The 10,723-nt window shown below is 75.0% G+C and carries 7 protein-coding genes; all 7 read right to left on the bottom strand.

Annotated features, from left to right (window positions below):
- Window positions 1–90: 90 nt before the first annotated feature.
- Window positions 91–1,035 carry a bifunctional riboflavin kinase/FAD synthetase gene (locus tag ACFQ87_RS33570; RefSeq protein ID WP_380614680.1) on the bottom strand — a complete coding sequence of 315 codons (945 nt, stop codon included), beginning with the start codon at window positions 1,033–1,035 and terminating at the stop codon, window positions 91–93.
- A gap of 65 nt (window positions 1,036–1,100) precedes the next feature.
- Window positions 1,101–4,697: a serine protease gene (locus ACFQ87_RS33565; protein ID WP_380614679.1), complete on the bottom strand. Its 3,597-nt coding sequence runs from the start codon at window positions 4,695–4,697 to the stop codon at window positions 1,101–1,103.
- A 214-nt stretch (window positions 4,698–4,911) separates the two neighbouring features.
- The gene (gene truB, locus ACFQ87_RS33560; RefSeq protein WP_380614678.1) at window positions 4,912–5,841 is read right to left on the bottom strand and encodes a tRNA pseudouridine(55) synthase TruB; all 930 of its coding nucleotides are present in this window, start codon (window positions 5,839–5,841) and stop codon (window positions 4,912–4,914) included.
- Between the two features lie 76 nt (window positions 5,842–5,917).
- Entirely contained in the window at window positions 5,918–7,021 is a 1,104-nt protein-coding gene (locus ACFQ87_RS33555; protein ID WP_380614676.1) for a bifunctional oligoribonuclease/PAP phosphatase NrnA, read from the bottom strand.
- A gap of 2 nt (window positions 7,022–7,023) precedes the next feature.
- Window positions 7,024–7,467 (bottom strand): 30S ribosome-binding factor RbfA, encoded by a 444-nt coding sequence (gene rbfA / locus ACFQ87_RS33550; protein ID WP_380614675.1) that lies wholly within the window; start codon window positions 7,465–7,467, stop codon window positions 7,024–7,026.
- A gap of 153 nt (window positions 7,468–7,620) precedes the next feature.
- Window positions 7,621–7,917, bottom strand: a complete 297-nt coding sequence (locus ACFQ87_RS33545; RefSeq protein WP_196949803.1) for a DUF503 domain-containing protein — start codon at window positions 7,915–7,917, stop codon at window positions 7,621–7,623.
- A gap of 153 nt (window positions 7,918–8,070) precedes the next feature.
- A partial coding sequence (gene infB, locus ACFQ87_RS33540; protein ID WP_380614674.1) for a translation initiation factor IF-2 occupies window positions 8,071–10,723 on the bottom strand: 2,653 nt, incomplete at its 5' end.

Below are 10,723 nucleotides of genomic sequence, written 5' to 3'. Positions count from 1 at the left end.
CCTCCTCCCCCCCCCCGCCCCCCAAGAGGGGAAAAAGGGGGTTTCATCCCCGCTGGCGTTTGCTTCCCTCCCCTCTCCCCCACGGCGGGGTCAGGCCCCGTCGGTCAGCTCACGCGCGCGCTTGACGTCGTCGGCCATCCGGTCCAGCAGCGCCTCGATGGAGTCGAACTTCTCCATCCCGCGCAGGTAGGCCAGGAAGTCCACGGCCACGTGCAGCCCGTACAGGTCCAGGCCGACCCGGTCGATGGCGTACGCCTCGACCGTGCGGGCGGTGCCGTCGAAGGTCGGGTTGGTGCCGACCGAGATCGCCGCCGGCATCCGCTCGCCCCCGGCGGTCAGCCAGCCCGCGTACACCCCGTCGGCCGGGATCGCGCTGTGCGGCACGGTCTCCACGTTGGCGGTCGGGTAGCCCAGTTCGCGGCCTCGCTGCGCGCCGCGCACCACCTCGCCCTCGACCCGGTGCGGGCGGCCCAGCACCTCGTTCGCCCCGGCCATGTCCCCGGTCTCGACCAGTCGGCGGGTCAGGCTGGAGGAGAACGGCTCGCCGTCCCCGGCGGTGCCGCACACCTGCAGGTCAACCACCTCGACCTCGAAGTCGTCCGCCCGGCCCAGCTCGGTGAGCAGCGCCACGTTCCCGGCGGCCCGGTGCCCGAAGCGGAAGTTGGGGCCCTCGATGACGACCCGGGCGTGCAACGCGTCCACCAGCACCTGCTGGACGAAGGTCTCCGGGGACTCCTGGGAGAACTCGGTGGTGAACGGCAGCACCAGCACCGCGTCCACGCCGAGCTCGGCGATCAGCTCGGCCCGGCGCGAGTGCGGCGCGAGCAGCGGCGGGTGGCTGCCCGGGCGGATCACCTCGCGCGGGTGCGGGTCGAAGGTCACCACGACCGCGGGGATGCCGAGTTCGCGGGCCCGCTCGACGGCTTGCCCGATGATCAGCTGATGCCCACGGTGCACCCCGTCGAACGAGCCGATGGTGACGACGCTGCGTCCCCAGTCACCCGGGATCTCCTCCAGGCCACGCCAGCGCTGCACCCGACCGCTCCTTGTTCCGTACGGTGCGTACCCTCGGTACGCTCAAACGCTCAAAACCCGAACCCCTATAGCGTGCCATGCGCCTGCCCCGGCTCTGGCACCGGAATGGGGGTTGAGCGCATCGGCGCACGCAGCGCCCGCGCGGGTACGGTCCGCTCGGCCTCCGCCGCGGCGTACTGCGGGTCGCGTCCGGCCGCCGCCAGGGCCCGCATCCGGGCCAGCCGGGGGCCGTCCGGGGCGGTCGGCGCGGCGTCCCGCGGCCACTGGGCGAGCAGCTGGGCGAAGGCCGCCGAGTGCCCGGCGCAACGCACCAGCAGTTCGTCCGCGTCCGCCAGCCCGGGGGTCACCCGGGCCACCACGGCGCGGGCCCGGGCGGGATTCTCGGCCGCGCACTGTTCGGCGAGGCGCTCCACGACGGCGGTGAGCACCACCGGATCGGTCTCGGTGGCGAGCAGGGTGTCCAGCAGCTCGCAGCGCAGCGCGTCCGCCGCCGGATCCGCCACCGGGACGGACAGCACCTCGGCGAAGGGCCTGCGGACCACCCCCGTACGGGCGGCCAGCGCGGCACCGAGCAACACCCGCAGCTCCAACCGGGCGGCCGGGCCGTCGATCGCGGCCCGGGCCAGCTTGCGGCCGAGGTAGTCGACGGCGACCGGCCCGGCCAGCTCCGGATGCCGGCGCAGCAGCCCTGCGGCCAGTTCGGCGCCGCGCCGGACGGCCACCGGGGCACGGGCGTCGGCGAGCACCCGCAGGGTCTCGGCGGGGGCCACGTCGGGGGCCGCCAGCCGGTCGGCGAGCGCGGCCAACACGGGCTCCGGGTCGCTCTCCAGGGCCGGGGCGAGCGCCCACGGGGTGAGGAAGGCGTCGCCGCCGGCGCGGTGCAGGGCGAGCGCGGCGTCCAGGTACCCGGCCCTGGTCGCCCCGTCCGCGGCCAGCAGGGCCAGAGCGGCGCCGTGCAGGCCCGGCTCGTCCTCGCGGGCGAGCAGGGTCAGCGCGGTGAACCGCAGCAGTTCGGCCCCGGCACCGGCCGCGTACGGGGCGGTCCGCAGCGCGTGCACGGCGGCCGCGACGTGCCGTTCGGGCCGCCGGTCGTGGCTCCAGCGGTCCACCGCGCGGCACAGCGCGGACGGCTCCTCGGCGGCGAGCAGGGTCAGCAGCGCGTCCGCCCTCGGGTGCGCGGCGTCGGCCAGCGCGTCGGCCAACTCGTCCAGGGCGAGCCGCCGGTGGGCGTACAGCAGGTCGTGGGCGAGGTCGGCAGTGGTCCGGCCAGGGACGCCCGGGAGGCCGTGCGGGTCGTCGAACCAGGCGCAGAGCAGCGGGAAGACGGCGACCGGGTCGGCGCGCAGCCGTTCGGCCACCACGCCGAGGAAGCACTGCCCCGGGCCGTCGGCGGCCACCAGGCGGCTCAGCAAAGCGAGTTCTGCCTCGACGGGCAGGTCGAGGCCCGTCCAGAACGCCGGGCCGAAGCGGCCCGCACCGCCCAACGACTCCCCTTCACCCAACGCCTCCCAGCCGCCCGCCGCGGCGGCCCGCTCGGCGATCCGACCGGCCAACTGTTCCAGCAGCGCGCGGTGTTCGACGGGGTCGGGGCTGGCGGCCAGCCCGGCGGTGAGCAACCGGGCCGCCCACCAGGCGGGTTCGCTACCCGGCGGGCGCAGGTCCAGGGCGCGCCAGATCCGGTGCAGCCACGGGTCCAGGGCGGGCGCGCCCCAGGTCTCGGCCACCCGGCGCAGCGCGGCGGCGACCGGGCCGATCCGGTGCCGGGGGACGGAGTTCGCCCCGGCGGCGGGCGGGGCGGGGGTGTCCTCGGCCTCGCCGAGCAGCAGCCGCAGCGCCGCGTCCAGGTCCAGGTGCAGGCCCTGCAGCCAGTCGGCGAACTCGCCGTGCGCGAAGCGGAATCCGGGCCCGGCGGGGACGAACAGCCCCTCGGCGAGCACCGCCGCGGCCCAGCCGCCGTCGGCCGGGAACAGCTCCTCGAACGCCTCCCGGCCGAGGCCGCCCGGCTCCCCGCCGAGCATCCGCCGGGCCGCCTCGTGCACCCGCCCGGCCACCGCCGCCGCGAGCCGCCGCACCCGCCGCTGACGCGGCCCGGCGGGCCGGGCGGCGCCCCTGCGGTGCGCGCCCGGGCGGCGCAGGCGGCCGTCCTCGGTGAGCCGCTGGGCCACCCGCAGGCAGCACAGGTCCAGGTGGGCGCCGAACAGCTCGCTGCGGCGCGCCGGTCCGTCGTGCAGGCCCTGCGCCCACAGCTCCCCGGCCAGCCGGACGGCCAGCGGGTGCCGCGCGTCCTCGGCGGCGGGCGGTCGGCCCGGCGGCAGCCCGTAGCGACGGCGCACCCGCTCGGCCGCCTCGGCGGGCAGCGGGCCGAGCCGGTGCCCGGCCAGACTCGGCGCCCCGGGGCCGGCGCCGTCCATCCGGACGGTCGGGGCGCTGGCCAGGTCACCGGCCGGGCCGGGCTCCGCCAGGTGCCGCGCGCCGTCGGCACCGCTGCCCCAGGGCTCGGCCGCCAGTCGCTCCCAGACCTCCTCGCCGCAGGCCGTCAGCAGCCGCGCCCCGCAGCCCGTCAGCCACTGCCCGGCGCCGCGCAGCCAGCGCGGGCCCAGCTCGGCCGGGGCCTCCTCGGGGCCGTCCAGCACCACCAGCAGCGGCTGCCCGGCCGCCGCGCAGAGCGCCGCCACCGGCTCGGGCGCGGGCGCCGGGATGCCGAGTTCGGCCGCCACGGCCGCCAGCGCCCGCTCCACTGGTTCGGCCAGCGAGCGGTCCTCGGCGCGCAGGTCGGCGCCGCGCAGCCAGAGGGTGGGCAGCGGCCGGGCGCCGCCGGAGCGACGGACGGCCAGCGCGGCCAGTTCGGTGGAGCGCCCGCTGCCGGGGGCGCCGACCAGCGCGGTGACGGTCGCCGTCGGCTCGTCCCCGTCCAGGCCGTCCGGCCGATCCACCCGGTCGGCGGCCAGCCCGGCCACCCGGCCCGGCCCGGCCCCGGCGGCGGCCAGTTGGGCGGCCGCCAGCCGCAGCACCCCGGCCAGGTTGAGCGCCGGACCGTACCCGGGCACCGCCGCCGAGTTGCGCGCCAGCAGCCCCGCCAGCGCCTCGGCGACCACCGCCCCGCCTCCAGCCGGGACAGCCGGCAGCGCCCCGCCGTGCCGAGGACCGCGCAGGCAGGGCGCGGCCACCGCGACCACGGCGCCGCTGCGGACGTCCAGCACCGGCGAGCCGGCAGGCACCGCGACCCCGCCGACCACCGGCACGTCCAGCAGCAGCACCCCGGCGAGCTGGTGCCCGCCGTACATCGCGCCGCCCACGCCCAGCAACCCGCAGCGCAGCGCGACCGCCTGTTCGTCCTCGCCGGTGAGCGCGGTCAGCAGCACCTCGTGCCCGGCCCCCACGGCGGCCACCGGCAGCGGTGGCACCGGCAGCCCGCCGACCGCGTCGGTGCGCAGCAGGGCGAGCCCGTGCTCGGGCAGCGGCAGCACGGCGTCCGGGCCCAGCACCCGGGTCTGCCCGCCGGAGGTGTGCAGCACCACCCGGTCCAGACCCGCCACGCTCTCGTGCGCGGTCAGCACACTGCCCTGCGGGTCGGCGACGAACCCTAAGCCGTGCAGCCGCCCGTTGAGGTCCCGGATCCGCAGCAGGTACCGCCCCGGATCGTCCTCCAGAAACCCCCGCATGACCGCCCCTTCGACCGTCGCTCGCTCGCCGTCGGGAGCCTGCCCGCCGAGGCGGTGGGCCGACCGCGCCCGCGCCGCTCACCACGGTCTTTCACCTCGTGCGCTCCCCCGCGCGAGTGACCCCACCTGTTCGAGTGAAGGGCCCCGAAAGGTGAAACCCCGCCGGGAGGACTCTCCCGACGGGGGCTTCACAGGACTGCGACCACGACTGCGATCAGCCGACGAACACCGCCACCGGCTTCGCCTGCCCGCCCTGCTCCTCGACCAGGGCGAGGAAGCGCCCGTCCGGCCCGAACACCGCGATCGGCCCGTCCACGCCCAGCCCGGGCGCCTTCAGCCGCGCGCCGTGCGACAGCTTCTGCGCCGAGGCCTCGTCCAGGTCCCAGCGGGGGAAGGCGGCCGCCGCGGCCGCCGCGATCGGCAGCACCTCCAACCCCGCGGCGGAGTCGCCGGTGACCGACGCCTCGAGCTGCTCCAGGGTCCGCGCCGACTCCACCGAGTACGGCCCGACCTTGGTGCGCCGCAGCGCGGTCAGGTGCCCGCCGACGCCCAGGCCGGCGCCCAGGTCGCGGGCCAGCGCCCGGATGTAGGTGCCGGAGGAGCACTCCACGGTCACGTCCAGGTCGATCACCGCGGTGCCGTCCTCGGCGACCGCCGCGCGCTGCTCGTGCACGGTGAAGGAGTGGATCGTGGTCGGCCGGGCCTCCAGCTCGAAGTCCTCGCCCTCGCGCACCCGCGCGTACGACCGCTTGCCGTCGATCTTGATCGCGCTGACCTTGGACGGCACCTGCATGATCTCGCCGGTGAGCGCCGCGATCCCCGCGTCGATCGCCTCCCGGGTGACAGCCTCGGCCGGGGTCGAGGAGGTCACCTCGCCCTCGCGGTCGTCGGTGACGGTGGTCTGGCCGAGCCGGATGGTCGCCTCGTACGTCTTGGCGGTCAGCATCAGGTGGCCGAGCAGCCGGGTGGCCCGCTCGACACCGATCACCAGGACGCCGGTGGCCATCGGGTCCAGCGTGCCGGCGTGCCCGACCTTCCGTGTCCCGGCCAGCCACCGCAGCTTGGCGACGACCCCGTGGGAGGTGATGCCCTCGGGCTTGTCGACGATCACCAGGCCGTCCGGGCCGGTGCCTTTGCGCTTCATCGAGTTCTTTCTCCAAGCCGGCGACTGCCGGCGATTTCTTCTGGGGGCGACGTACAGAATGATCAACGCGGGATGATCAACGAAGGGGCCGCAGCGCGCCCCGGAACCGCTCGACCACCGCGGCCACGTCCTCCCGGGCACTGAACCCGGCCGCGAAGACGTGCCCCCCGCCGCCGAGTTCGGCGCAGGCGGCGGCGACGTCCACCGCGCCCTTGGAACGCGAGGAGCCGCGCAGCGTCCCGTCCGGGTCCTGCTTGAGCACCAGCGCCACCTCGGCCTCGGCCGGCCGGCGCAGGATGTCGATCAGCCCCTCGATCTCCTCGACCGTGACGCTGAACAGCGCCAGGTCCTGGTACGGCACCCAGGTCCACACCAGGCCCAGCCCGTCGGCCGCGTCCGGCTCGTAGACCGCCCGGTCCAGCGCGGCCGCGAGCACCTTGAGGTAGCCGAAGGAGGAGGTGTCCCACAGCTGCCGGGAGATCAGGTCGTGCCGGATGCCGGTGGCCAGCAGCCGGGCGGCGAGCTCATGGGTCGCGGGCGTGGTGGCCCGGTACTTGAAGGATCCGGTGTCGGTGGCGACCCCGGTGTACAGGCAGGTGGCCAGGTCCTGGTCGAGCTCGACACCGAGCCGGCGCAGCAGCTCCTCCACCAGCACGGCGGTGGCCGGCGCGGTCGGGTCGATCAACTGGTGGGTGCCGAAGCCCGGGTTGGAGGCGTGGTGGTCGAACACCACCAGGACGGGCGCGGCGAAGGCCTTGTCGTGCAGCAGCCCCAGTCGGCTCTGCGCGGCCACGTCGAAGCAGAGCACCAGCTCGGGCACGTCCGGCACCTCGGCGGCCGGCACGATCAGCTCCTGGCCGGGCAGGAAGGCCAGCGACTCGGGCACGATCTGCGGGTCGTCGCCGAAGGAGACCCGCACCCGCTTGCCGAGCGCGCGCAGCGCCAGCGCCGCCGCCAGCGAGGAGCCCAGCGCGTCGCCGTCCGGGCAGATGTGGCAGATCAGGTCGATCGAGCGGGCCCGCCCGATCTCCGCCACCACCTGCTGCCAGAGCAGCTCGAAGCCGCTCTCCTCGGCGCGCGGCCCCGGGAGCGCCGCGAGGGCACCCTCCACCGTGCTGGTGGAGGACGCCCCCGTGGTCGATCCGGTTCGCGAGGCGGCCTGAGCCGACTCACCCGCCATGACTACTCGTCCTCGTCGTCACGCTCGGACGCCGGCACCCGGTACGGGTCCGCGTCGCCGGCGTAGGTCGCCCCCGCGGCCTGGGTACGCACGGCGGCGTCCGAGGTCCGGGCCCGGTCGAGCAGGTCGTCGATGTTCCGGGCGTTCTCCGGCAGCGCGTCCGCGACGAAGGTCAGCGACGGGGTGAAGCGCACCCCGGTCTGCTTGCCGACCTCGGAGCGGAGCACGCCCTTGGCGCTCTCCAGCGCGGCCGCGGTGGCCTCGCGCTCGGTGTCGTCGCCGAAGACGGTGTAGAAGACGGTGGCCTCGCGCAGGTCGCCGGTCACCCGGGTGTCGGTGATGGTCACGAACCCCAGGCGGGGGTCCTTGATCCGCCGCTCCAGGGTCTGGGCGACGACCACCTGGATGCGGTCGGCGAGCTTGCGCGCCCTTGCGGTGTCGGTCACGTTGCCTCCTCGTGCAGTGGGCCCGGCACCCGGGCGAGCTGCGCACCCGTCGGGGCCCACGCCCCAAAGTACCGGCCCGCGCCCGGCCTTGCGGGCGCTCTGGGTCCTGATCTGTGTGAGAACGGCGACTTCCGTCGACACCCTCCACAGCGGTCATTCATCGTCGTCGTTGTGGTACCTCCTCCTCGCGGAGAGGAGCTGCACCTCGGGGCGGCCGGCGACCAACCGCTCACAGCTGTCCAGGATCTCGGTGACGTATCCGGCGTCGCCGGACACCACCGCGAGGCCGATCTCGGCCCGGCGGTGCAGATCCTGGTTCCCGGTCTCAGCAGCGCACACGCTGTACTTGCGCTGCAGTTCGGCCACGATGGGCCGCACGATCGAACGCTTCTCCTTGAGCGAGTGGACGTCGCCCAGGAGCAGGTCGAAGGTGAGTGTTCCCACGAACATGTGTGACAGGTCTCGCCGACCTGGAAGGCCTCGGGGACGTACGGCCCGGAACCGGGCTGACGCCGCGACAATCGACTACCCCGGACCCTACACAGCGAGACCGGGGCCGGTCGACGGAAATACCACCCGTCGACCGGCCCCGGTGACCAGCGACTACGCGCGCGGCTTCTCGCGCATCTCGTAGGTCTCGATGATGTCGTCGACCTTGATGTCGTTGAACGACCCCAGGGTCACACCGGCCTCGAAGCCCTCGCGGACCTCGGTCGCGTCGTCCTTGAAGCGACGCAGACCCTCGATCGAGAGGTTCTCCGCCACGACCTTGCCGTCGCGCAGCAGGCGGGCCTTGGCGTTGCGGCGGATGATGCCGTCGCGGACCAGGACACCGGCGATGTTGCCGAACTTGGAGGAGCGGAAGACCTCGCGGATCTCCGCGGCGCCGAGGCGCACCTCCTCGTACTCCGGCTTGAGCATGCCCTTGAGGGCGTTCTCGATCTCCTCGATCGCCTGGTAGATGACCGAGTAGTACCGGACGTCCACGCCTTCCTTCTCGGCCGCGGTACGCGCACGGCCTTCGGCGCGCACGTTGAAGCCGATGATGATGGCGTCCGAGCCCATCGCCAGGTCCACGTCGGACTCGGTGATGGCACCCACACCGCGGTGCAGGACCCGGAGCTCGACCTCCTCGCCCACGTCCAGCTTGACGAGGGCGTCCTCGAGGGCCTCGACCGAACCGGAGACGTCACCCTTGATGATGAGGTTGAGCTGCTCGATGGAGCCGGCGGCGATGGCCTTGTCCAGGTCCTCCAGGGACACCCGGACCCGACGCTGCGCGAAGGCGGCGTTGCGGTCGCGGGCCGAGCGCTTCTCGGCGATCTGACGCGCGGTGCGGTCCTCGTCGACGACGATGAAGCTGTCGCCGGCGCGGGGCACCGAGGTGAGACCGAGCAGCAGCACCGGACGGGACGGGCCGGCCTCGGTGAGGTTGTTGCCGTTCTCGTCCAGCATGGCGCGGACGCGGCCGTAGGCGTCGCCCACGACGATCGAGTCGCCGACGCGGAGCGTACCGCGCTGCACCAGCACGGTCGCCATGGCGCCGCGGCCCTTGTCCAGGTGCGCCTCGATGGCGATACCCTGCGCGTCCTGCTCGGGGTTGGCCCGCAGGTCGAGCGAGGCGTCCGCGGTCAGGACCACGGCCTCCAGCAGCTGGTCGATGTGCAGACCCTGGCGCGCGGAGATGTCGACGAACATGGTGTCGCCGCCGTACTCCTCGGCCACCAGGCCGAACTCGGTCAGCTGGCCGCGGACCTTGGTCGGGTCGGCGCCCTCGACGTCGATCTTGTTGACGGCGACCACGATCGGCACACCGGCGGCCTTGGCGTGGTTCAGCGCCTCGACCGTCTGCGGCATGACACCGTCGTTGGCCGCGACCACCAGGATCGCGATGTCGGTGGACTTGGCGCCACGGGCACGCATAGCGGAGAACGCCTCGTGACCCGGGGTGTCCAGGAAGGTGATCGGGCGCTCTTCGCCGTTCACCATCGTGGCCACCTGGTAGGCACCGATGTGCTGGGTGATGCCACCGGCCTCGCCGGCCACCACGTTGGACTTGCGGATGGCGTCCAGCAGGCGGGTCTTACCGTGGTCGACGTGACCCATGACGGTGACGACCGGCGGGCGCGGGGCCAGCTGGTCCTCGTCGCCCTCGTCGGCACCGAAGTCGATGTCGAACGACTCCAGCAGCTCGCGGTCCTCGTCGTCCCGGCTGACGATCTCCAGCTGGAAGCCCATCTCGCCGGCCAGCAGCTCGAGGGTCGCGTCGGAGACCGACTGGGTCGCGGTGACCATCTCACCGAGGTTGAACATGACGGAGACGAGCGCGGCCGGGTTGGCGTTGATCTTCTCCGCGAAGTCCATCAGCGAGGCGCCGCTCGACAGGCGAACGGTCTGGCCGTTGCCGCGAGGCAGCATCACACCGCCGACGGACGGGGCCTGCATGGCCTCGTACTCCTGGCGCTTCGCCCGCTTCGACTTACGACCGCGCGCCGGGCGACCGCCCGGGCCACGACCGAAGGCGCCCTGCGTGCCACCACGGGCACCCGGGCCGCCGGGACGACCGCCGAAGCCACCGGGACGCGGGCCGCCGAAGCCGCCACCGCCACCGGGAGCACCGCCACCCGGACGCGGACCGCCGAAGCCGCCGCCACCGGCCGGACGCGAGCCCGGACCGGCCGGACGACCCTGGAAGCCCGGACGGGCGCCACCGGCACCCGGACCACCCGGACGGCCACCGGGGCCACCCGGACCACGGCCACCCGGACCCGGACGCGGGCCGGCCGGACGCTGCGGCATCATGCCGGGGTTCGGACGCGGCATACCGGACGGGGACGGCGCGCCGGGGCGCGGACCTGCCGGACGCGGCATGCCGTCGGGGCGCGGAGCACCACCGGGACGCGGCGCACCGGCACCCGGGGCACCGGCGGGACGCGGACGGTCGCCACCCGGACGCGGGGCGCCACGGTCAGCACCGGGGGCACCGGCCGGACGCGGACGGTCGCCACCCGGACGCGGGGCGCCACGGTCAGCACCGGGGGCACCGGCGGGACGCGGACGGTCGCCACCCGGACGCGGACGGTCGCCGCCCTGCGCACCCGGAGCACCCGGACGCCCACCCGGCGCGCCCGGACGGCGGTCGCCGGGGCGGGCCATGCCGGTCGCGCTGCCCGAGGTGAACGGGTTGTTGCCCGGACGCGGGCCGGCCGGACGCGGGCCCGGACGGGCGCCACCGGTGGCCTGGCCACTCGGACGC

This window comes from Kitasatospora sp. NPDC056531 (assembly GCF_042794375.1).
In the GTDB taxonomy this organism is placed as follows: domain Bacteria; phylum Actinomycetota; class Actinomycetes; order Streptomycetales; family Streptomycetaceae; genus Kitasatospora.
This window is presented reverse-complemented; position numbering and strand designations above follow the sequence as displayed.